Source organism: Bordetella ansorpii (assembly GCF_900078315.1).
Taxonomy (GTDB): domain Bacteria; phylum Pseudomonadota; class Gammaproteobacteria; order Burkholderiales; family Burkholderiaceae_B; genus Bordetella; species Bordetella ansorpii.
The window spans coordinates 1424848-1446156 of the sequence record NZ_FKBS01000014.1 but is presented as its reverse complement, the minus strand read 5'-3'; the positions used below and the strand labels follow the sequence as shown (position 1 = coordinate 1446156).

Genomic DNA, 21309 nt, shown 5'->3' with positions numbered 1-21309 from the left:
GTCCCGGACCCATTACTCACACACAGGAAAAACACCATGCGTGGCACGATTCTGCGCGGTACCGATCAGGGCGACGGACTGATCGCCGCCGACGGCAGGCAATACCCCTTCACCCTGGAAGCGCACTGGCGCGGCGCGCGCGCGCCCGCCGTCAACCAGACCGTGCAACTGGCATTCGCGGGCAACGGCGGCCTGGAGAGCGTCACCCCTATCGAGACCAAGCAACTGGCCGGCGAACAGGCCCGGCAGGCGCTGGAACAGGGACGCCAATGGCTGTCGGCCGGCCAGGACCAGGGCGGCAAGCTGGCGCGCCAGATCACGGCGCGCGTCGGCCTGCCCGACCTGGTGGCCATGGGCCTGCTGGCGCTGGCCAGCACCGTGTTCAGCACACTGGACATGCGCGTCATGGGGGTGGCCTCGGGCAGCCTGAGCCTGTATTCGGTGTTGGGGCTAGCAGTGAACGGACCGGGCGCCATGGGAGCGGGCGGCGCACAAGGCCCAGGCATGCTGACGTCCATCCTGTGGCTGCTGGCGGTCTTCGGCCCGTTGCTGGCCTACTTCCTGCGCAGCCCCAAGGCGCGGCGGGCCTACTTCCTGCCGCTCGTGCTGTGGGCCGGCCTGTTGCTGGCCATCGTCCGTACGGTATGGGTGATGCGCGACGCCATGCAAGCCATGCGCAGCTTCACGGGCAGCAACGCGGCTTTCGAAAAGATGATGCCCAACCTGGGCGCGATGGTGTGGGAAAGCGCCAGCTTCGGCCTGGGCTTCTATCTCAGCCTCGCCATCACCCTGTATTTCGTCTATCGCGGCGCGAGCATCCTGCGCGCCGGCAGTCTCTGATTCTGTCCTTCTCCCATCAGGTATACCTCATGACTTTCGCACGCATGTACACCACGGGCACGGCCCTGGCCGCTATCCTGGCGCTTTCCCTGCTGTCCGCCTGCTCGGACGACAGCACCGATTCGTCCGCCAAGCAGCCGCCGACCGCCCCCGCAACAGCAACTCCGGCTGCCCCCGCCGCCGCAACGCCGGCCCCCGTCCCGGCTGCTCCCGTCCTCGCCCAGCCCGACGTGACGACGCCAGCCGATCGCTACGTCACGCTGGAAAGCGGCAACCAATTGATGTTCCAGTACTATGCGCGCACCGGCCTGCCGCTGGACTACGGCCGCGTTGCCGGCGACATCTCGAACGAGTACCGGCAGACCACGGATGCCTTCCGGCAGCGCGACCTGCTGGCCGCGCTCAAGCCACGCATCGACGCCTCGCTGGCGCAGGCCAAGAACACCTCATATCTGCGCATGGATTTCGACCTGTACAGCAGCCAGCTGTCCGCCTACGACTTCGACCGCAAGGGCTTCCAGCTGGAGCCGTTCAAGGACGCCAGCAGCTTCCGCTATTTCAACGACAACAACCGTTTCCACATCGCGTTCAGCAATGCGCAGCGGTATGCCTTCCTGCCTGTCGCCGACGAAGCCACGGCACGCCTGATGGAAACCCTGCGTACCAAGTACGAGAACCTGGTGGTGCGCGCCTATCTGTTCGCCAACGATGCGGACACCAGCAATCAGACGGTCAAGGCGATCGTGGTGCGCATCGTCCTGCTGGACAAGAAAGGCCGGGAACTGGTGCAGTTCGCCGGACCGACCACGCCGGAACCCGTTGCCGCCGCGCCCGAGAGCCCACCCGCCTCGCGCGGCAAGGCCTTGCCGTACGGGTACTACTGATCTGGCGCCGCTCAGGCCTCGAACCAGTTCAATACGCCGTCCAGCCCCGACACGTTCAGCGCATACGGCGCCTGGCGTCGCACGATGGGTTTGGCATGATAGGCCACGGCATAGCCGGCCAGAGCCAGCATCTTGAGGTCGTTGGCGCCATCTCCCATGGCAATGGTCTGCTCCTGCGTGGCCCCGTGTTCGGCGGCGAAGGCTCGCAGATATGTCGCCTTGGCATCGGCATCCAGGATATCGCCCAGCACCTGGCCTGTCAGCAAACCGTCCTCGCCGATTTCCAGCGTATTCGCGTGCGCGCTGTCCAGTTGCAGGCGTTCCTTCAAGCGGCCCGTGAAAAAAGTGAAGCCTCCCGACACCAGCAGCGTCTTGATGCCCGCATCGCGCGCCGACGCCAACAGCCGCTCGGCGCCCGGGTTCAGGCGCAACTTGTCCTGGTATACGCGATCGAGCGCTTCGGCCGGCACGCCTTCCAGCAATGCCACACGCCGGCGCAGGCTTTCGGAAAAGTTCTTGATCTCGCCGCGCATCGCGGCTTCGGTGATCTGCGCGACCTGCTCGCCACGGCCGGCCCAAGCCGCGATCTCATCGATGCACTCGATGTTGATCAAGGTCGAATCCATATCCATCGCCAGCACGCGGCAATCGGACAACCGGCGGCCAGCGGGCACGAAAGCCGCATCCACGCCGTGCGACTCGCTCCAGTCACGGACTTCATCGCGCGTCTGTGTGTCAGCCTGCACATCCAGCAAGCGCGCCGCCGTCGTGGAAATGCGCGCCACGCCTTGCGCCTGGGCCAGGGCCGCCAGTTGCTCGGCGTGTTCGACAGCGAGGGCGGGAGATTGGATAACGAGATGGATGGTCATGCTTGAACGGAAGAAAAGGACGGCCGCAGGCCGATGCCGCGTCATCGTAACAGCCACGGCGCGGACGGACCACTTCCGCGGGCTCGGCCGCTTCGGAAGCCGACGGCGCGGGATGAAGGCCCGCGTTATTGTCGGGAGCGCGCCGATGCAGGGCAACGGGATGCCCCAGGCTCGGTCACTGCCCGTGCCCTGGCGGTGCCGGTGTCAACTCCAGACGATACATCTGCGGCCCAGGCAGAAACGGCGTGGCGCGCCCTTCCACCCAGGCCCGATGTCCCGCCAGGAAAAACGGCGACAACAGGTGCCCCGACGCCCCGCCGGGCATGTGCAGGATGCCCTCGCTCTCGTGTCCCGGCGCCACGACAAACCGCTCCGATGCGCCGAACGACGGATGCTGGATACGCGGCAGGTTGTTCACGTCTCCGGGCATCTCATCGGTGGGCGCGGACAGCCAACTGCGTATGGATGCGGGCAACAGGCGCGCGAAGGGATGCCCCATCGCCAGGCGGTTGCGCTGGCCCCAATAGGCATTCTCCAGGCGCGCGCCATTGGCCGTATTGGCCGCGATCACGGTATCGATACGATCCAGCACGAAAGCGCGCCAGTCCGCATGGCTGGACGGTATCCACGCCTGCTCGCGCATCAGCACTTCCATCACTGCCTCCAGGCGCGAGGAGGCACGAGCCACCGTGGGCGATGGCGACAGGCTGAGCGCGCTGCCGGCCAGGCGCTTGTCCAGACGACCGAACCAGGCTTCCTGGAAGGCGTCATGCAGGTCGCGCAGCAAGGTGTAGCCGACGGCGTCGATATCGGCCCGGCCGTTCCATTCGGCCACCAGCCGGCGATAAGCCGCGCGCTGGGGATGGTCGCGCACGGCATCGTCATCCAGCGTATCCAGCACCAGCTTGCTCCACGGCGCGATCCAGCGCGCCCGGTCGTCCAGTTGCACCGCCAGCAGCGCGGCATTGTCCGCCTCGGGCAGCGCGCGCAGGTTGTCGCGGATCTGCGTGGCGCGCGCGCCCAGGTCGGCGCCGCCGTCGCCGATCAGGCGCTGCTGCGCGGCATCGCCCAACTGCGTGCTGTTGCCCGACCAGAGACGTCCGCCGGGCGGATCGATGATAGATGGGTAGGCCTGCGGCGCCAGGCGGCCCGCGGGCGCATCCACCTGGCTGGCCGACACCGGAAACCCATTGGGATCGAGCACGGCCAGCGGCAACGGTCCGGCCAGCGTCCAGCCGATGCGGCCGTCACGCCCGGCGACCAGGATGTTCTGCGTCGGCACGCCCGAACCTTGCGCGGTCCGCAAGGCCTGCGGCACGTCGCGGGCATCCTCCAGGCCCAGCAACCCCAGGTCGGTGGCCCCCGCCTGGTACGCGACCCAACGTACGGCGTACGCGCGGCCATCGGCCTCCAGGATCGGGCCCCAGCGCGTTTCGTACACCGTCTGCGTCACGCCGGGCTGTCCTTTGACGGCGATGGTCTCGGTGTACTCGCGCGCGGTTTCCCATTCGCTGGCGGGGCCCAGATAGCGCCTGGGCTGGCTGGGATCGCGCTCCACGGCGACCAGGTCCATGAACTGGCCGTAGCTGTTGGTGAACCCCCAGGCCACGTCGCCATTGCTGCCCGCCACCACCGCGGGCGTACCCGGCAGGCTGACGCCGGACACGCGGCGCTGCCGGCCCGGCGCGTCCCGATCCGGAAACTGCAGGGTCAGGCGGTACCAGATGTTCGGCAGGGTCAGGCCCAGGTGCATGTCGTTGCCCACGCGGGCAAGCCCGTCCGCGCCGTGCCTGCCATCGACGGCGAAGCCGCTGCTGCCCACCGCCGCGGCGGGCGCATCCTGCCGCCAGCCGGTGGCACTGGCCGGGTCCAGGCCGGCATTGGCCAGCAGGCCGGCAATCAGTTCGTCGCGCGCCGAGGGCCGTCCCGACGACGAAGCGATGAATGCGTCCAGGGAAACCGCGTCCTCGATGTCGGCGCGCGGAACGCCCGGGGTGTCGCCGGGCTCCGGGTCCAGCCAATCGGGCCGCGTGGGCGGCAGCACGATCACGGCATTGGGGCCGACGTCATCCAGCGTGGCATCCCAATGGCTGGCGCGTGGCGTCAGGAAGGCCAGCAGTTCGGCCGGCACCTGTTCGCGCAACGCGCCGCGCGACAGCAGGCGCAGCAACTGCATGCCCTGCAGGTTCAGGTACATGGCGTCGATGGCCAGCAGCGAATCTTCCGGCTCCCAGGGCTGGGGCGCGGCGCCCAGCACCAGGTACTCCACCGGCCGGGCGCGCGCGGCGGCCAGCGCATCGTTCACGCCATCGGCGTAGCGCCGCAGCAGATGCCGATCGTCGTCATCGAGCGCGGCATAAGCGGCCTCGGCGCGTGCGCGGAACCGGTGCAGGCGGTTGCGCCGGTCCAGCGGCAGCACGCTGGGGCCGACCAGCGCGGCGAGTTCGCCGGCCGCCAGGCGGCGCATCATGTCCATCTGGAAAAAACGGTCCTGCCCGTGGGCGAAACCGGTGGCGTAGGCCGCGTCGATGCGGTCGGCGGCAGTGATGGTGGCGCTGCCCGCGGCATCGCGCACGATGGACGCGGCCGCCCGCAGGCCGGGCGCGGCGTGCTGTCCGTCCAGTTGCGGCAAGCTGGCCCGCATGAAGGACCAGCCGACCACCAGCGTCAGCAGGACCAGCGCCAGCACGCCCGCCAGGCCCCATGTTCCGATCCGGACGATGCGTCGTCCCATTGAGCGTCGGGTCGAGGTCGGCGTGCTGGTCATGGCGGTAATGGGGCTGCGCGCGGCCGTGGCTGAGGTCCGGCTACGTTACCACGCATGCATTGCGCGTCCAGCCACTTTGCGCGACGGGGCACGGTGCTTTTCAGTAACTTCTATTTTTAAATCTAGATAGTTACAATGCCGCATGGAGGCCATCATGCAGACACCCCCCGAGTTCCGTACGCTGGGCGATCACCCCGCGCTGGACATGATCAATACCGTGGAGCAGTCGGGCGACGGCCCGCTGGATCGCTGGCAGTCCGACGCCGACGTGCAGGCCTGGCTGGAGCTGTCCGGCCTGGCTCCGGCCCACCGCGGCGCGCCCAAGGGCCTGCTGGAAGCGGCGCGCGGACTGCGCGAAACGGTGCGCGCGCTGGTGGCGCAGCGCAAGGCGGGCGCGCCCCTGCGCCTGAATCCGCTGAACCGCGCGTTGGCCGCGGGCGGCAGCCACCAGGAGCTCGAACCGGCCGCCGACGGCTGGGTGCTCGTCCGCCGCTACGACGCGCGCACGCCCGAGCAGTGGCTGGTGCCGGCCGCGGAGGCGGCCGCCGATCTGCTGGCGCAAGGCGATTTCGACCTGGTGCGCAAATGCGAAAGCGAGGCGTGCTCGCTATGGTTCTACGACCGTACCCGCTCGCACCGCAGGCGCTGGTGCAGCATGGCCCTGTGCGGCAACCGCCACAAAGTGGCGGCCTTCCGCAAGCGCGAGTCCGATCCCCAGGCCTGATATCCGCGCAACACGCCTAGCAGCCCGGCCTCGTGCCGGGCTTTTTCTTTATCCGCGCCTGGCCACGCGCAGGCGGGCTTCGCGCAAAAACAACGTAACCTTTAAAAAACACTTTATCAGGTTACCAAAGCCAGCTAGACTCCGTCCTGAAGTCGCACTTTCACCGACGTCCTCACCCGGAGATCACCATGACTGCCCACGCCGACACCCTTGTCCAGTACCGCCGCCTGCAGGCCGATGGCCTGCGCTTCTTCTACCGCGAGGCGGGCGACGCGAACGCCCCCGTGCTGCTGCTGCTGCACGGCTATCCCAGCTCTTCCCACCAGTTCCGCAACCTGATTCCGCAACTGGCCGGACGCTTCCGCGTCATCGCCCCCGACCTGCCCGGCTTCGGCTTCACCGAGGTGCCGGCCGAGCGCGGTTACCGCTATACGTTCGACAACCTGGCCAAGTCGCTGGAAGCCTTCGTCGACGCGCTCGGCCTGACGCGCTACGCCCTGTATTTCTTCGACTACGGCGCCCCCACGGGCCTGCGCCTGGCGCTGGCGCATCCCGAGCGCGTCACCGGCCTGGTCTCGCAGAACGGCAATGCCTATCTGGAAGGCCTGGGCGACGCCTGGGCGCCCATCAAGGCCTACTGGGCCGATCCCACGCCCGCCAACCGCCAGGTCATCCACGACGCCATCCTGCATCTGGAAGGCACCAAGTGGCAGTACGTGCATGGCGTGGCCGACCCCGACAGCGTCGCGCCCGAGGGCTACACGCTGGACGCCGCCCTGCTCGAACGCCCGGGCAACAAGGAGATCCAGCTCGACCTGTTCCTGGACTACGCCAACAACCTGAAGCTGTATCCCGACTTCCAGGCGTTCTTGCGCAGCGCCCGGCTGCCCACGCTGGCGATCTGGGGCCGCAACGATCCGTTTTTCATCCCTCCGGGGGCCGAGGCCTACAAGCGCGACAATCCGGATGCCGTGGTCGAACTGCTGGATACCGGCCACTTCGCCCTGGAGACGCACGGCCAGTACATCGGCCAGCGCATCATCGAGGTGCTGGGCGGTTGAACCCTCCCGATCGCAAGCAACGGGCCGCCGCCAGGCGGCCTTTTTTCAGGAACGCGCCATGACGCGCCACTTCGACGACCTGCAGCTGGGCAGCATCGAGATGTTCTGCCTGGCTGCGGAACTGAACAGCTTCACCGCAGCGGCCAACGCCGCGGGCGTGACGCCGGCGGCGGTCAGCCGCAGCGTCTCCAGACTGGAAGCGAGGCTGGGCATCCGGCTGTTCATCCGCAGCACCCGGCACATCCGGCTGAGCGACGAGGGCCGCGCCTACTTCGAACAGGTCCGTCCGGCGATCGCGCAGTTGGTCGAAGCCGAACGCCAGGTCGGCAGCCCGGCGGGACGCCTGCGCATCAGCCTGCCCACGCCGTACGCCCACTACCGGGTGCTGCCCCTTCTTCCGGCGTTTCGCGCGCAGTATCCCGAGATCGACGTCCATGTGCACATCAGCAACCGCAATGTGGACTTCTCCGACGATGCCTACGACCTGTCGATACGCGGACGCGCGCCCGACGACTCCGCCCTGGTCGCACGCAAGCTGGAGGACGCGGAACTGGTGGTGGTGGCCTCGCCGCAATACCTGCGCTCGCGCGGCGAGCCGCTCACGCTGCAAGACCTGCCCGCGCACGAGTGCATCCAGTTCGAGCGCCCCAGCAGTGGGCGCCGCATCCCCTGGACCTTCCGGCAGGACGGCCGGATGCTGGACATCGCCACGCATGGTGCGTATGGCACCGCCGAAGATGTGCTGGGCGGCGTGACGCTGGCGCGCGCCGGAGCCGGGCTGTTCCAGACCTACCGCTTCGCGGTCGAGGAAGACCTGCGCCGGGGCACGCTGGCCGAAGTGCTGACGCCTTACGGCGGCAGCACCCGGCCGTTCCTGCTGCTGTACCCGCATGCCCGCCACGTGCCACGGCGGGTGCGGGCGCTGCTGGACTTCCTGCTGGACAAGCTGTCCAGCGGAATCAATCCCGCATGATCTGCGCGATCACGACCAGCACGACCGCGGCGTTGCCCGGCTGCTGCGTGGCGGAATAGGCCGCCCGCGCATGGCCCGCCTTGTCGCCCAGCACCGCGGCGAACAGCTCGGACGCACCGTCCAGCACCCCGGGCTGGTCCACGAAACCGGGCGCGCTGCAGACGTGCCCTTCCACACGGACAATATGGTCCAGGCGCTCGAAGCCACCCAGATAGCCATGAATCTGCGCCAGGACATTCAATGCGGCCAGTTCGGCGGCCTGGCGGCCCTGCTGCAGGGTCAGCCCGCTGCCGACCGCGCCCTGCCAGACGACTTCGCCGTCGCGCAGCGGCAACTGTCCCGAGACGAACAGCAGGTCTGCCGCCTGGCTGACGGCGGTGTAGCGGCCCAGGGGCCGGGGCGCGGCAGGCAGCCGCAGGCCCAGCGCGGCCAGTCTTTCTTCGACGGACATCGTGTTCTCCCAATGCGGGATGGCCCGTGAGCCATCCCGGCGATCCGTTTACCAGTGCCCCGCGGCCGCGCCGCCGTCCACGGGCAGGATGGCGCCCGTGGTGAAGGCCGAATCGGTCAGGTAGGTCACCGCGCCGACGATGTCCTCCACCTTGCCGATATGGCCCGCGGGATTCAGCGACTTCAGGAACCCGAAGGTCTCCGGCGCATGCAGCGGCGTCTCGATGATGCCCGGCGCCACGGCATTGACCCGGATGTTCTTGCCGGCCAGCTCGATCGCCAGGGCCTGCGTGGCATGGTTCAGGCCGCCCTTGATCAGCACGGGCAGCAGCGCCGGCACGCGGACGGTCGGCTGCATGGCGATGCTGGCGGTGATGTTGACGATGTGGCCGTCGCCCTGGGAGGCCATGTGGGCCACGGCCTGCTGGGTGATGTGGAAAAAGCCCTTCAGATTCGTGTCGATGATGCGGTCGAGATCGTCGTCGGTGTATTCGGCGATGGGCTTGGGGATGAAGATGCCGGCATTGTTGACCAGCACATCGATCCTGCCGAACGTATCGACGGCCTGGCGCACGATCTCGCGCGCCGTCGCCGCCGAGGCGATGTCGCCCGCCACCGGCAGGAAACCGGACGGACGGCCCAGGCCTGCGGCCGCCTGCCGCAGGCGCTCCATCGTGCGGGCATTGCCCACCACATTATCGCCACGGCGCAGATAGGCCTGGGCCAGCGCATAGCCGATGCCGCTGGACGCGCCCGTGATCACAACAGTCTTCTTGGACATTTCAGTACTCCGGTTCTATTGAGGGTTCGGATGCCTGCGCGCTCAGACAGTGAGACGAACTATAGAGACCGGAGCCGGCCCGATAAACGGCCGTGGTGGAACATGATTTGATACGCGGCGGAACAAGCCTGGCCGGACGGCGCGCGCGCCGCCGGGCCGCGGATCAGAAACCGTACAGCCGCGCCGGATTGCCGGCCAGGGCGCGCATGCGCAGGTCCGCGTCGGGAAACCACGCCGCGATCTCGCGCAGCAGCCGTTCGCGCGCGATGGCGCGATAGGCGCTGACCTCCCGCGCATCCTTGCCGGGCTCGCGGTTGGTGTGCGGCCAGTCGCTGGCCCACAGCACCCTGTCGGGATTGCAGCCGGCGTAGGCCCGCGCCAGCGCGCGGGTAGCCTCGGCCGCGCCGTCCGCCGGTTCGATCCGGTAGGAGGCGGACAGCTTGACGTACGCCGTTCCCTCGCGCACCAGTTGGAAGACCGCCTGCACGCGCGGGTCATCGTGCGGCAGCCTGGCGGGAACCATCGCGAAATGGTCCAGCACCACCGGCACCGGCAGGCCACGCAACGCTGGCGCGGCCGCCGCGATGGCGTCCAGCGAGGCATAGATCTGCAGATGCCAGCCCAACGGCGCCAGGCGTTCGGCCCAGGCGCCCAGGCTGCGCCGGATGGCGGCCGGGTCGCTGCGGCCCGCGCTTTCCAGGTTCAGGCGCAGGCCCCGCACCCAGCCGTCGTGCAGGACACGCAGGCCGGCATCGTCGATGGTCTCGTCGACCACGGCGATGCCCCGCGCCGCACCCGCCATGCGCGCCAGACTGTCCAGCATGCAGCGGTTGTCCGTGCCGTAGACGCTGGGCTGCACGATCACCGCGCGCGCCAGACCCAGGCCGGCCAGGTGCCGCAACAGCGCATCGCCGCCGGCGGGTCCGGGCGTGTAGTGCCGGTCGGCCACCATCGGATACTCCGGCTGCGGGCCGACGACATGCACGTGGCAGTCGCACGCGCCGCCGGGCAAGGCATGCTCGCCTGGCGGCGCCAGCCGCTGGCCGCCGGCCCCGTCCTGCTGGCTGGCCGACATGCTCAGGCCGCCTGCAGGTGGCGCAGATACGCCTCGCCCGCCGCCCGCGTGCCCAGCGTGCCGCCCACATCGCGCGTGCACTCGCCCGCCGCGATGCTGGAGGCGATGGCGGCCTGCATGGCCGCCGCGGCGTCCAGGAAGTTCTGCTGGCCGCGGCGCTGCCCGTACCAGTTAAGCAGCATCGCCGCCGACAGGATCTGCGAGATCGGGTTGGCGATGTCCTGGCCCGCGATGTCCGGCGCCGAACCATGCGCGGCTTGGCCCATGGCGTGGTCGCGGCCGGCGTTCAGCGAGCCGCCCAGGCCCAGGCTGCCCGACAGTTCGGCGGTCAGGTCGGACAGGATGTCGCCGAACATGTTGGTGGTGACGATCACGTCGTAGCGGTCCGGCGCGCGCACCACGTGGGCCATCATGGCGTCGACGATCACGTCGTCCACGCGCACGTCCGGAAACTCCTTGCCCACCTGATGGCACAGGTCGATGAACATGCCGTCGCCGATCTTCAGCACGTTGGCCTTGTGCACGATGGTCACGTGCTTCTTGCGCGTCATGGCCAGCTCGAAGGCCGAGCGCGCGATGCGCTCGCAGCACTGGCGCGTGATGCGGCGCAGCGACACGACGACGTCGGGCGTGATCAGCATCTCGCTGCCGCCCGATTCGATGTTGCGGTCGGCGTAGAAGCCCTCGGTGTTCTCGCGCACCACCACCAGGTCGAATTCGCCCAGGCGCGCCTGCATGCCCGGATAGGTGCGGGCCGGACGGATGTTGGCGTACAGATCCAGGCTCTTGCGGAAGTATTTGGACGGATTGATCTCGCCCTTTGCCTCGTCCTTGAAGTCATAGGTGGCCATCGGGCCCAGCAGCAGGCCGTCGGCGGCCTTCACTTTGTCCAGCAGCGCCGGCGTCACCGTGGCGCCATGCCGCTTCAGGCTGTCGTGGCCGGCCACGTCGTGCTCCAGCAGCAGGCCCAGATTGAAGCGGCCGGACACGGCCTGCAGTGCATCGACCGCCACGGCCACGGTTTCAGGGCCGATGCCGTCACCCGGCAGAACTACGATTTTCATGGAAGCACCTTCAAGGATGAAAAGACAATGAGTGAAAGGGTCAGCCTTCGGCGCGCACGCCGGTCGCCTTGACCAGTTGCTGGTATTTCCCGGCTTCGGTGCGCACGAAGGCAGCGAATTCGGCGGAACTGTTCTGGCGCACCGTCGTGCCGTCGGCCTCGAAGCGCTGGCGGATCGCCGGGTCCGCCAGGATGGCGTTGATCTCGCGGTTCAGCAGATCCACCACCGGCTGCGGCGTATGCGCCGGGGCGAAGAAGCCGCCCCACAGGCTGAACGTGAAGCCCGGCGCCACGCTTTCGGCCACCGTGGGCACGTCGCGCAACGCGGGCACGCGCTGCGGCGTGGACACCGCCAGCACGCGCAGCTTGCCCGAACTGATGTGCGGCATGGCGGCGGACGCGCTGGAGAAGAAGCAGTCCACGTGCGAACCCAGCAGGTCGGCCATGGCCTGGCCCGCGCCCTTGTAGGGCACGTGTACCATGCGTGCCTTGGTCGCCAGACTCATGGCGGCGGCCGCCAGGTGGCCCGGCGTGGCGGTGCCCGACGAGGCATAGCTGATGGCGTCCGGCTTGGCGCGAGCCGCCTCGATCAGCGCCTTGATGTCGCCATGAGGCGACGCAGCCGGCACCGCCAGCACAAGCGGCGAATCGCCCACCAGCGCCACCGGCATGAAATCCTTCTGCGGGTCGTAGCCCAGATTGGGCATCACGAAGGGATTGACCACCATTTCGCCAGTCTGCCCCATCAGCAGGTGATAGCCGTCCGGCGTGGCGCGCACCACCAGGCGGGAGCCCAGCGAGCCCGAAGCGCCCGGACGGTTCTCGACCACGAAGGTCTGCTTCAGCTTGCTGCCCAGGCGTTCGCCCAGGATGCGGGCGAACACATCGCCCTGACCGCCCGGCGCATAAGGCACCGTGACGGTGACGGCGCGGGAAGGATAGGCGTCTTCGGCACGGGCCAGGCCGCTGAACAGCGTCCCGGCGGCGGCGGCGCTTGCGCCCAGCAGCAGGCGGCGGCGAGCGGTGTCGGGATAGGCGGATGCCTGCATGATGTCGTCTCCGTATGTTCTGGGTGTCAGTTCAGGCTGAAGCCCGACTGCTTGACCACGCCCCGCCACAGCGTCATTTCGCTGGACAGCGTACGGGCGAAATCGGCGGGCTTGCCGGCATACAGGTCGGCACCCTCTTCCGTCAGCCGGCGGCGCACCAGTTCATCGCCCGCCGCGGCATTCACGGCTGTGTTGAGCGTGTCGATGACGGCCTGCGGCGTGCCGGCCGGCGCCAGCACGCCCCACCACGTGCTGATGTCGAAATCGGGCACGCCCGCCTCGGCCATGGTCGGCGTATCGGGGAACAGGCGCGAACGCTCCTTGCTGGTCACGGCCAGCAGTTTCACGCGCTTGTCCTTCACCTGTCCCAGGATGGTCGGCACCGTGGCGAAGAACACCTGCACGCGGCCCGCCAGCAGATCCACCGTGGCGGGGCCGCTGCCCTTGTACGGCACGTGGGTCATGTCCACCTTGGCCTTCTGCTTGAACAGTTCGCCGGACAGGTGATTGATACTGCCGGCGCCCGCCGAGCAGAAATTGATCTCGCCCGGCTTGCTGGCGGCCAGTTTGCGAAGCTCGTCCACGCTGTTGGCGCCCAGGTCCTTGTTGGTCACCACCAGCAGCGGGCCGCGTCCGATCAGCGCGATGGGCGCAAAGGATTTCTCCACGTCGTATTGCGTGGTGACTTCGGCCGCGGCGTTGGTCACGAAGGTGGAGGTGGCGAATAGCAGCGTGTAGCCGTCGGGATCCGCGTGCGCCACCATGCCCGCGCCGATCGAGCCACCGCCACCGCCGCGATTCTCGACCACGACGGGCTGCTTCAGCCGCTCGCCGAGCGTACGCGCCATGTCGCGCGCAATGCTGTCCGTCCCGCCGCCCGCCGCGAACGGCACGATCAGCTTGATGGGCTTGTCCGGATACTGCGCCCAGCCCAGTGCGGGCAATGCCAGGGCGGCCGTGGCGGCGGCGGCCAACAGGCCCCTGCGCACGATGTTCAGCGTGGTCATGTGTTGTCTCCTCGACGGCTTTGTGAATTTTTTGATTGGGGCTTGTCAGCACTTAGCCTTGTCGCAGCATCTTCAGTCGCTCCATCAATGCCTGATGGATGTGATGCCGCGCGGCGCTCGCGGCCCCTTCGGGGTCTCGCCTGCGGATGGCGTCGACGATGGCCGAGTGCTCGCGCAAGGCGGCTGCGGCGCGCACAGGCGAGGCCAGCGTGCTGCGGCCCAGCAGATAAGTGGTGTCGGTCAGGGTGCGCAGCAGGCGCATCAGATAGCGGTTGTGCGCCGCGCTGTAGATGGCCTCGTGAAAGCGCAGGTTCTGCGCGACCGGATCGTCGCCGCCCTCCATCAGGATGGCTTCCATGTTGAGGATCTCGGCCTCGGTGGCGTGATGCGCGGCCAGCGAGGCGGCGGTGGACTCCAGCGATTCGCGCATGGCGTAGAGCTCGCCGACTTCCTGCTGATCCATTTCGGCCACGACCAGGCCACGGCCAGGCTCCTGCCGCAGCAGGCCTTCGTCCTGGATGCGCTTGAGCGCCTCGCGCACGGGCGTGCGTCCCAGGGTGAGCAGCTCGGCCACTTCCACTTCCCGCAGGCGCGCGCCCGGTGCGAAATCGCCGCCCAGGATGCGGCGCTTGATCTCGTTGTAGGCGACGAAGGCCTGCGAATTGGCGTGCAGGATGGGCATGGAAGCAGTCTCCGGAGCGCTTGGAACGCCATTGTGTATTTAAGTATATTTTTGCATACAAAAAAACAGGGCGCAAATCGTCGTGGCGGAAAAGCCGGAACAGCCCCAAGGTCCACCCCCAAACGGCATTCAACCACGGAAAAACAAAACGGCTACTGACGTCAGCCAGTAGCCGTTGATGCCTGCCCGTTCAGGGCATGAGTGGGCCTAGGCGGCCGCCACCCGCTTCCGATTGAACAGATACCGGTACACGAATCCCGGATACCCCAGCACCAGATACAGGCACAGCGTGATGGCGTAGAACTCCCAGGTCTGCCCGAAGCGGTTGCCCAGGGCGCTTTCAAACGCGAAACCCAGCGCGCCCACGATCAGGTAGAACACCAGCACTTCGACCAGGCGCAGCCAGAACGGCTTGACGGCGACCGCACCGCCCTGTTTCCAGGGCAGCACGGCGAACACGCGTTCGGTCAGGAACGGCAGATTGGCGCTGACCAGGGCCAGCGCAATCAACAGCCAGACAGCGAGCGTCTGATTCACGCGCCTGCCCTTCCTACTGCAGCAGCGACGACTGGATGGCCTGCACGCACAGCGCCAGCAGGCCGCCGGGCAGGACGCCCAGCACCAGGATCAGCAGGCCGTTGACCGACATCAGGCCACGATGCGCGCACGAGGCCATGACGGGAGCGGCTTCGGCAGCAGGCTCGTCGAAGTAGACGACCTTCACGACGCGCAGGTAGTAGAAGGCGCCGATCAGCGAGAACACCACGGCGACCACGGCCAGCGTGACGTGACCGGCCTGCACCAGCGCCTGCAGCACGGCCAGCTTGGCGTGGAAGCCCACCAGCGGCGGGATGCCGGCCAGCGAGAACATCAGCAGCAGCACGATGAAGGCGCGCCACGGGCTGCGCTGGTTCAGGCCCTTCAGGTCGTCGATCTGTTCGCACTCGAAGCCCTGGCGCGACATCAACAGGATGATGCCGAAGCTGGCCAGCGTGGTCAGCACGTAGGTCAGCATGTAGAACAGCGAGGCGCCGTAGGCGCCGGCAGCGGCACTGGGGCTGCCTTCGACCACGCCCGACATCAGGCCCAGCAGCACGAAGCCCATGTGCGAGATGGTCGAATAGGCCAGCATGCGCTTGAAGTTCGTCTGCACGATGGCCGTCAGGTTGCCGATGGCCAGCGACAGCACCGCCAGGATCGCCAGCATGGGCTGCCAGTCGGCCGCCAGGCCGTGCATGCCGTCGACCAGCAGGCGCAGCGTGATGGCGAAGGCCGCCAGCTTGGGCGCGCCGCCCAGGATCAGCGTGACCGCCGTGGGCGAACCCTGGTAGACGTCGGGCACCCACATGTGGAACGGCGCGGCGCCCAGCTTGAACGCCAGGCCGGCGACCAGGAACACGATGCCGAACACCAGCGGCATCTGGGCAGCCTTACCCATCTGGATGGTAGCGGCGACCTCGGCCAGGTCCAGGTGGCCGGTGGCGCCGTACACCATGGACATGCCGTACAGCAGGAAGCCCGAAGCCAGCGCGCCCAGCACGAAGTACTTCATGGCCGCCTCGGTGGCCGTGGCGTCGTCGCGGCGCAGCGCGATCAGCGCATACAGGGCCAGCGACATCAGTTCCAGGCCCAGGTAGATCGACAGCAGGTTGCCGGACGAGATCATCACCATCTGGCCCAGCAGGGCAAACAGCGTCAGCACGTACAGTTCGCCGCCGCGCATCATGTCGCGCGCCTGGGCGTACAGCCGGCCGTAGATCAGGGTGACCGCCACCGCGATGTAGGAGGCGATCTTCAGCAGGTGCGACAGGGCGTCGGTGACGTACAGGCCGTTGAAGGTCTTGCCCGCGACGCCGTTGTTCCACTGGACCAGCGACACCACGGTCAGGACGCCCAGGGACAGCAGCGTCAGGACGAAGGTGGTCTTGCGCTCGGGATGCTTGCTGAAGACGTCGGCGATCAGGACCGCCAGCCCCATGACCAGCAACAGGATCTCGGGCAGCGCCAAGGCGAAATCGATGTGGGATTGCATCATTGTCTAGGTCTTACAGTTTCGAGACGGACACGTGTTGCAGCAGGGCCTCTACCGACACGTGCATGACGTCGGTGAAGGGCTTGGGATAGATACCCATGTACAACACGGCGATCGCCATGACGCCGAGAAGCAGGAACTCGCGGGTGTTGATGTCGGTCAGTTCGCGGACGTGGTCGTTGGCGATGTCGCCAAAGGCCACGCGCTTGACCATCCACAGCGAGTACGACGCGCCCAGGATCAGGGCGGTGGCGGCCAGGAGGCCGATCCAGAAGTTGTGCTCGACCGCGCCCATGATGACCATGAACTCGCCGACGAAACCGCTGGTGGCCGGCAGGCCGCTGTTGGCCATCGAGAACAGCACGAAGAAGGTGACGAAGCGCGGCATCACGTTCACCACGCCGCCGTAGTCGGCGATGCGGCGCGAGTGCATGCGGTCGTACAGCACGCCGATGCACAGGAACATGGCGCCCGACACGAAGCCGTGCGAGACCATCTGGACGATAGCGCCTTCGATGCCGGCCGTATTGAAGATGAAGAAGCCCAGGGTGACGAAGCCCATGTGCGCCACGGACGAATACGCCACCAGCTTCTTCATGTCTTCCTGGACGATCGCCACCAGGCCGATGTAGATCACCGCGATCAGCGACAGCGTGATCATCAGGCCGGCCAGGCTGTGCGAGGCGTCGGGCGCGATCGGCAGCGAGAAGCGCAGGAAGCCATAGGCGCCCAGCTTCAGCATGATCGCGGCCAGCACCACCGAACCGCCGGTGGGCGCCTCGACGTGGGCGTCGGGCAGCCAGGTGTGCACCGGCCACATCGGCACCTTCACCGCGAAGGCCGCCAGCAACGCCACGAAGATCAGCACCTGCGGTGTGTAGCCCAGCTTGGTCTGGTGCCAGGTCAGGATGTCGAACGAGCCACCCGAGGCGTGCCACAGGTAGATGAACGCGATCAGAGTCAGCAGCGAACCCATCAGCGTGTACAGGAAGAACTTGAACGCTGCGTAGACTCGGTTGGGACCGCCCCACACCCCCACGATGATGTACATCGGGATCAGCGTGGCCTCGAAGAACACGTAGAACAGCAGGCCGTCCAGCGCCGCGAACACGCCGACCATCAGGCCAGACAGGATCAGGAACGCCGCCATGTACTGCGCCACGCGCTTGGTGATGACCTCCCAGCCCGCCACCACCACGATGATGGTGATGAAGGCGGTCAGCAGCACGAACCACAGCGAGATGCCGTCCACGCCCAGGTGGTAGTTGACGTTGAACGTCGAGATCCAGGGGGCCATCTCGACGAATTGCATCGCCGGGGTGGTGTTGTCGAAACCGGTGTACAGCGGGATGGTGACCAGGAATCCGAGCACGGCGCCGGCCAGCGACAGCTTGCGCGCCAGGCCCGGATTCTCGTCGCGACCCAGCGCCAGCACCAGCAGACCGAATACGATCGGAACGAAGATCGCAAGCGTAAGCCAGGGAAAGTTGTTGGATGCCATGTCGCTTGCCATCATTGGGGAATCAGCACAAAGAAAGTCACCAGCGCCATGATGCCGATGATCATTGCGAACGCGTAGTGATAGATGAAGCCGGACTGCAGGTGGCGGCTGACCGCGGCCACCCAGCCGACGACACGCGCGGAGCCGTTGACCAGCACGCCGTCGATCAGGCCGCGATCACCGGTCTGCCACAGGCCGCGGCCCAGGCAGCGTGCGCCGCGGGCGATGATCTGCTCGTTGATCCAATCGATGAAGTACTTGTTCTCGAGGATGCGGATCACGCCCGACAGGCTGGCATGGATCTTGGCCGGCACCTTCGGGTTGACAAGGTAGCAGTACCAGGCCACCACGGCGCCCGCCACCACCAGCCAGAACGGCACGGTGACGAAGGCGTGCGTGCCGAAGGCCACCCAGCCGTGCCATTCTTCGTGCAGTTCGTGCATCGCGGGATGCTGCGGCAGCACGGTGATGACGCCGTCGAAGAACTTGCCGAACAGCATCGGATCGACCACCCAGGCGCCGATGATGACCGACGGGATCGCCAGCAGCAAGAGCGGCAGCGTGACCACCCAGGGCGACTCGTGCGGCGTACCGCCGTGATGGCCGTGGTCGTCGTGCGCGTGATCGTCGTGGCCGTGGGCGGCATGGCCGTCATGGCCGTGCGCATCGTGGCCATGGCCGTCGGTCGAGAAGCGCTCCTTGCCGTGGAAGACCAGGAAGTACAGGCGGAACGAATACAGCGAGGTGACGAACACGCCGATCAGCGTGGCGTAGTAGGCGAAGCCCGCGCCCCACACGTCGGCGGCGCCGGCCGCTTCGATGATGTGTTCCTTCGAGTAGAAGCCCGAGAAGAACGGGGTGCCGACCAGCGCCAGCGTGCCCAGCAGGAAGGTGATCCAGGTGATGGGCATGTACTTGCGCAGGCCGCCCATGTTGCGGATGTCCTGGTCGTGGTGCATGCCCATGATGACCGAACCCGCGCCCAGGAACAGCAGCGCCTTGAAGAACGCGTGGGTCATCAGGTGGAAGATCGCCACCGAGTAGGCCGAGGCGCCCAGCGCGACGGTCATGTAGCCCAGCTGCGACAGCGTGGAGTACGCGACCACGCGCTTGATGTCGTTCTGGATGATGCCCAGGATGCCCAGGAACAGCGCGCCGATGGCGCCGATCACGATGACGAACGACAACGCGGTGTCCGACAGTTCGAACAGCGGCGAGAAGCGGGCCACCATGAAGATGCCGGCCGTCACCATGGTGGCGGCGTGGATCAGCGCCGAGATCGGCGTGGGGCCTTCCATCGAGTCGGGCAGCCAGGCGTGCAGCGGAACCTGGGCCGACTTGCCCATGGCGCCGATGAACAGGCAGATGCAGGCGACGGTGACCAGGTTCCAGTCGGTGCCCGGCATCGTTTCGCCCGCCAGGCGCGTGGCCTGGCCGAACACGTCGCCGTAGTGCATGGAGCCGACCGCCGCGAACAGCAGGCCGATGCCCAGCACGAAACCGAAGTCGCCCACGCGGTTGATCAGGAACGCCTTCATGTTGGCGAAGATCGCTGTCGGACGCGTGTACCAGAAGCCGATCAGCAGGTAGGACACCAGGCCGACCGCCTCCCAGCCAAAGAACAGCTGGACCATGTTGTTGGACATGACCAGCATCAGCATCGAGAACGTGAACAGCGAGATGTACGCGAAGAAGCGCTGGTAGCCGGGATCATCGGCCATGTAGCCGATGGTGTAGATGTGCACCATCAGCGACACGGACGTGACCACGACCATCATCATGGCCGACAGCGGGTCGATCAGGAAGCCGATGGACAGCTCGGTCTTGCCGATCAGGCTCCAGGTGTAGACGTTGCCGTCGAAACGCAGGCCGTTGAGCACGTCGCCCAGGACGACCACCGAGCCGATGGCCGAGATGAGCACGCCCAGGATCGTGATGATGTGGGCACCACGGCGGCCGATCGGGCGGCCCAGGAAGCCGGTGCCGAACAGGCCCGCGAGGATGGCGCCGGCCAGGGGGGCCAGCGCGATCAGCAGGTAGAGATTGGGGGAGGCAGTGGTAGACATTTTCTTCCGTTATCCCATCAGCCCTTCAGGCGATCGAGGTCTTCGACGTTGATCGTGCTCAGGTTGCGGAACAGCAGCACCAGGATCGCCAGGCCGATGGCGGCCTCGGCGGCCGCCACGGTCAGGATGAAGAACACGAACACCTGGCCGGCGGCGTCGCCGGACCACGTGGAGAACGCCACGAAGTTCATGTTGACGGCCAGCAGCATCAGCTCGACGGACATCAGCAGGATGATCAGGTTGCGGCGGTTCAGGAAGATGCCGAAGATGCCGATGGCGAACAGGATCGCCCCCAGGATCAGGAAGTGGGCCAGCGTCAACGTCATTGCTTTTCTCCTTGAGCCGCGGCGTCGGTCGCGGCAGCTGCCTCAGGAGCGCGTTCGCGCTGGGGCTGCATCTTCACCATGCGGAAGCGGTCCTTGGCGCGGACGCGGACGGCAGCGGCAGGATCGTTGTACTTGACGTCGCGGCGGCCGCGCAGGGTCAGCGCGATCGCGGCGATCATGCCCACCAGCAGCAGCGCGGCGCCGACTTCGACCGCGTACACATATTGCGTGTACATGATCTCGCCCAGCGCGCGGGCATTGTTGTAATCCGGGGCGGTCGCGGCCTGCGGACCGGCGCCGTGCCAGGTGGTGCCCAGCACGAAGGCCATCTCCAGCACCATGATGCCGCCGACGATCAGGCCCATCGGCAGATACGTCTTCAGGCCTCGGCGCAGGTGGTCGACACGGATGTCGAGCATCATCACCACGAACAGGAACAGCACCATCACGGCGCCGACGTAGACCAGCACCAGCAGCAGCGCCAGGAACTCGGCGCCCAGCAGCATCCAGATCATCGCGGCATTGGCGAAGGCCAGGATCAGGTGCATCACGGCGGTAACCGGGCTGCGGGCGGTGATGACGCGGAACGCGGCGATCACCAGGACTGCGGCCAGGATGTAGAACAGGACAGAAGTGAAAGTCATGGAATCAGGCCCTGGCGATCAACGGTAAGGCGCGTCTTCGGCGCGGCGCTGGGCGATTTCGGATTCGTAGCGGTCACCGACGGCCAGCAGCATGTCCTTGGTGAAGTACAGGTCGCCGCGCTTTTCACCGTGGTATTCGTGGATATGGGTTTCCACGATCGAGTCCACGGGACAGCTTTCCTCGCAGAAGCCGCAGAAAATGCACTTGGTCAGATCGATGTCGTAGCGCGTGGTGCGGCGGGTGCCGTCATCGCGCACGTCCGATTCGATGGTGATGGCCAGCGCCGGGCATACCGCTTCGCACAGCTTGCACGCGATGCAGCGCTCTTCCCCGTTGGGGTAGCGGCGCAGTGCGTGCAGGCCACGGAATCGCGGCGAAGTCGGCGTTTTCTCCATCGGGTAGCGCAGCGTGATCTTGCGCTTGAAGAAATACTTGCCCGTCAGGCGCATGCCCTTCAGGAGCTCGGACAGCAGCAGGCTGCCGAAAAAGTCTTTGATCGCTTCCATAATCCTGC

General features: G+C 66.9%; 21 protein-coding genes. 5 read left to right on the top strand and 16 right to left on the bottom strand.

What is annotated here, in order from left to right:
* The first annotated feature begins 36 nt into the window (after positions 1-36).
* Together A7W11_RS14320 and A7W11_RS28010 are read left to right on the top strand one after the other, a co-directional pair.
* Positions 37-840, top strand: a complete 804-nt coding sequence (locus A7W11_RS14320) for a hypothetical protein (protein WP_082887231.1) — start codon at positions 37-39, stop codon at positions 838-840.
* A 29-nt stretch (positions 841-869) separates the two neighbouring features.
* The gene (locus tag A7W11_RS28010; protein ID WP_066413440.1) at positions 870-1724 is read left to right on the top strand and encodes a hypothetical protein; all 855 of its coding nucleotides are present in this window, start codon (positions 870-872) and stop codon (positions 1722-1724) included.
* An 11-nt stretch (positions 1725-1735) separates the two neighbouring features.
* On the opposite strand, the gene serB is transcribed toward A7W11_RS28010, so the two are convergent.
* Positions 1736-2593: a phosphoserine phosphatase SerB gene (gene serB, locus A7W11_RS14310; RefSeq protein ID WP_066413434.1), complete on the bottom strand. Its 858-nt coding sequence runs from the start codon at positions 2591-2593 to the stop codon at positions 1736-1738.
* A gap of 175 nt (positions 2594-2768) precedes the next feature.
* On the bottom strand, positions 2769-5327 hold the full coding sequence (locus tag A7W11_RS14305; protein ID WP_066413431.1) for a penicillin acylase family protein: 2559 nt from the start codon (positions 5325-5327) through the stop codon (positions 2769-2771).
* Positions 5328-5514: 187 nt separating this feature from the next.
* Here A7W11_RS14305 and A7W11_RS14300 point away from each other — a divergent pair, with 187 nt between their 5' ends.
* From A7W11_RS14300 to A7W11_RS14290, 3 genes are all read left to right on the top strand, one after another.
* Positions 5515-6084: a CGNR zinc finger domain-containing protein gene (locus A7W11_RS14300; protein WP_218188592.1), complete on the top strand. Its 570-nt coding sequence runs from the start codon at positions 5515-5517 to the stop codon at positions 6082-6084.
* 188 nt (positions 6085-6272) lie between these two features.
* Positions 6273-7145: an alpha/beta fold hydrolase gene (locus A7W11_RS14295; protein WP_066413426.1), complete on the top strand. Its 873-nt coding sequence runs from the start codon at positions 6273-6275 to the stop codon at positions 7143-7145.
* A gap of 58 nt (positions 7146-7203) precedes the next feature.
* A complete protein-coding gene (locus A7W11_RS14290; protein ID WP_066413424.1) occupies positions 7204-8118 on the top strand; it encodes a LysR family transcriptional regulator in 915 nt (304 codons plus the stop codon).
* Here the strand turns inward: A7W11_RS14290 and A7W11_RS14285 are convergent.
* The 14 genes from A7W11_RS14285 to nuoI form a co-directional block, all read right to left on the bottom strand.
* The gene (locus A7W11_RS14285; RefSeq protein WP_066413422.1) at positions 8105-8569 is read right to left on the bottom strand and encodes a RidA family protein; all 465 of its coding nucleotides are present in this window, start codon (positions 8567-8569) and stop codon (positions 8105-8107) included. The two genes, A7W11_RS14290 and A7W11_RS14285, sit on opposite strands and share 14 nt — an antisense overlap.
* Before the next feature lie 48 nt (positions 8570-8617).
* Complete coding sequence (locus A7W11_RS14280; RefSeq protein WP_066413418.1) at positions 8618-9349, bottom strand: SDR family NAD(P)-dependent oxidoreductase; 732 nt, start codon at positions 9347-9349, stop codon at positions 8618-8620.
* 163 nt (positions 9350-9512) lie between these two features.
* Positions 9513-10424: an amidohydrolase family protein gene (locus A7W11_RS14275; protein ID WP_082887230.1), complete on the bottom strand. Its 912-nt coding sequence runs from the start codon at positions 10422-10424 to the stop codon at positions 9513-9515.
* A gap of 2 nt (positions 10425-10426) precedes the next feature.
* Positions 10427-11488, bottom strand: a complete 1062-nt coding sequence (locus A7W11_RS14270; protein ID WP_066413416.1) for an isocitrate/isopropylmalate dehydrogenase family protein — start codon at positions 11486-11488, stop codon at positions 10427-10429.
* Positions 11489-11528: 40 nt separating this feature from the next.
* Complete coding sequence (locus tag A7W11_RS14265; protein ID WP_066413414.1) at positions 11529-12536, bottom strand: Bug family tripartite tricarboxylate transporter substrate binding protein; 1008 nt, start codon at positions 12534-12536, stop codon at positions 11529-11531.
* A gap of 26 nt (positions 12537-12562) precedes the next feature.
* A complete protein-coding gene (locus A7W11_RS14260; RefSeq protein ID WP_066413412.1) occupies positions 12563-13543 on the bottom strand; it encodes a tripartite tricarboxylate transporter substrate binding protein in 981 nt (326 codons plus the stop codon).
* A 52-nt stretch (positions 13544-13595) separates the two neighbouring features.
* Positions 13596-14225 carry a GntR family transcriptional regulator gene (locus tag A7W11_RS14255; protein ID WP_066413410.1) on the bottom strand — a complete coding sequence of 210 codons (630 nt, stop codon included), beginning with the start codon at positions 14223-14225 and terminating at the stop codon, positions 13596-13598.
* A 207-nt stretch (positions 14226-14432) separates the two neighbouring features.
* Positions 14433-14762 carry a DUF2818 family protein gene (locus A7W11_RS14250; protein WP_066413408.1) on the bottom strand — a complete coding sequence of 110 codons (330 nt, stop codon included), beginning with the start codon at positions 14760-14762 and terminating at the stop codon, positions 14433-14435.
* 13 nt (positions 14763-14775) lie between these two features.
* Positions 14776-16260, bottom strand: coding sequence for an NADH-quinone oxidoreductase subunit NuoN (gene nuoN, locus A7W11_RS14245; protein ID WP_066413397.1), 1485 nt, complete (start codon positions 16258-16260; stop codon positions 14776-14778).
* A 10-nt stretch (positions 16261-16270) separates the two neighbouring features.
* Complete coding sequence (locus A7W11_RS14240) at positions 16271-17773, bottom strand: NADH-quinone oxidoreductase subunit M (RefSeq protein ID WP_066413393.1); 1503 nt, start codon at positions 17771-17773, stop codon at positions 16271-16273.
* Positions 17770-19824: an NADH-quinone oxidoreductase subunit L gene (gene nuoL / locus A7W11_RS14235; RefSeq protein ID WP_066413390.1), complete on the bottom strand. Its 2055-nt coding sequence runs from the start codon at positions 19822-19824 to the stop codon at positions 17770-17772. Before nuoL ends, A7W11_RS14240 begins: the two co-directional genes overlap by 4 nt.
* 17 nt (positions 19825-19841) lie before the next feature.
* On the bottom strand, positions 19842-20150 hold the full coding sequence (gene nuoK / locus A7W11_RS14230) for an NADH-quinone oxidoreductase subunit NuoK (RefSeq protein WP_066132746.1): 309 nt from the start codon (positions 20148-20150) through the stop codon (positions 19842-19844).
* Complete coding sequence (locus A7W11_RS14225) at positions 20147-20794, bottom strand: NADH-quinone oxidoreductase subunit J (protein WP_066413388.1); 648 nt, start codon at positions 20792-20794, stop codon at positions 20147-20149. The genes nuoK and A7W11_RS14225 overlap by 4 nt, the downstream gene beginning before the upstream one ends.
* Positions 20795-20812: 18 nt before the next feature.
* Entirely contained in the window at positions 20813-21301 is a 489-nt protein-coding gene (gene nuoI, locus A7W11_RS14220; protein WP_066132752.1) for an NADH-quinone oxidoreductase subunit NuoI, read from the bottom strand.
* Positions 21302-21309 lie beyond the last annotated feature (8 nt).

Excerpts from the sequence above, each read along its gene's own strand:
- A7W11_RS14320 (WP_082887231.1), top strand. The coding sequence starts at position 37 with ATGCGTGGCACGATTCTGCGCGGTACCGATCAGGGCGACGGACTGATC.
- A7W11_RS28010 (WP_066413440.1), top strand. The coding sequence starts at position 870 with ATGACTTTCGCACGCATGTACACCACGGGCACGGCCCTGGCCGCTATC.
- serB (WP_066413434.1), bottom strand. The coding sequence starts at position 2,593 with ATGACCATCCATCTCGTTATCCAATCTCCCGCCCTCGCTGTCGAACAC.
- A7W11_RS14305 (WP_066413431.1), bottom strand. The coding sequence starts at position 5,327 with ATGGGACGACGCATCGTCCGGATCGGAACATGGGGCCTGGCGGGCGTG.
- A7W11_RS14300 (WP_218188592.1), top strand. The coding sequence starts at position 5,515 with ATGCAGACACCCCCCGAGTTCCGTACGCTGGGCGATCACCCCGCGCTG.
- A7W11_RS14295 (WP_066413426.1), top strand. The coding sequence starts at position 6,273 with ATGACTGCCCACGCCGACACCCTTGTCCAGTACCGCCGCCTGCAGGCC.
- A7W11_RS14290 (WP_066413424.1), top strand. The coding sequence starts at position 7,204 with ATGACGCGCCACTTCGACGACCTGCAGCTGGGCAGCATCGAGATGTTC.
- A7W11_RS14285 (WP_066413422.1), bottom strand. The coding sequence starts at position 8,569 with ATGTCCGTCGAAGAAAGACTGGCCGCGCTGGGCCTGCGGCTGCCTGCC.
- A7W11_RS14280 (WP_066413418.1), bottom strand. The coding sequence starts at position 9,349 with ATGTCCAAGAAGACTGTTGTGATCACGGGCGCGTCCAGCGGCATCGGC.
- A7W11_RS14275 (WP_082887230.1), bottom strand. The coding sequence starts at position 10,424 with ATGTCGGCCAGCCAGCAGGACGGGGCCGGCGGCCAGCGGCTGGCGCCG.
- A7W11_RS14270 (WP_066413416.1), bottom strand. The coding sequence starts at position 11,488 with ATGAAAATCGTAGTTCTGCCGGGTGACGGCATCGGCCCTGAAACCGTG.
- A7W11_RS14265 (WP_066413414.1), bottom strand. The coding sequence starts at position 12,536 with ATGCAGGCATCCGCCTATCCCGACACCGCTCGCCGCCGCCTGCTGCTG.
- A7W11_RS14260 (WP_066413412.1), bottom strand. The coding sequence starts at position 13,543 with ATGACCACGCTGAACATCGTGCGCAGGGGCCTGTTGGCCGCCGCCGCC.
- A7W11_RS14255 (WP_066413410.1), bottom strand. The coding sequence starts at position 14,225 with ATGCCCATCCTGCACGCCAATTCGCAGGCCTTCGTCGCCTACAACGAG.
- nuoN (WP_066413397.1), bottom strand. The coding sequence starts at position 16,260 with ATGATGCAATCCCACATCGATTTCGCCTTGGCGCTGCCCGAGATCCTG.
- A7W11_RS14240 (WP_066413393.1), bottom strand. The coding sequence starts at position 17,773 with ATGATGGCAAGCGACATGGCATCCAACAACTTTCCCTGGCTTACGCTT.
- nuoL (WP_066413390.1), bottom strand. The coding sequence starts at position 19,824 with ATGTCTACCACTGCCTCCCCCAATCTCTACCTGCTGATCGCGCTGGCC.
- nuoK (WP_066132746.1), bottom strand. The coding sequence starts at position 20,150 with ATGACGTTGACGCTGGCCCACTTCCTGATCCTGGGGGCGATCCTGTTC.
- A7W11_RS14225 (WP_066413388.1), bottom strand. The coding sequence starts at position 20,794 with ATGACTTTCACTTCTGTCCTGTTCTACATCCTGGCCGCAGTCCTGGTG.
- nuoI (WP_066132752.1), bottom strand. The coding sequence starts at position 21,301 with ATGGAAGCGATCAAAGACTTTTTCGGCAGCCTGCTGCTGTCCGAGCTC.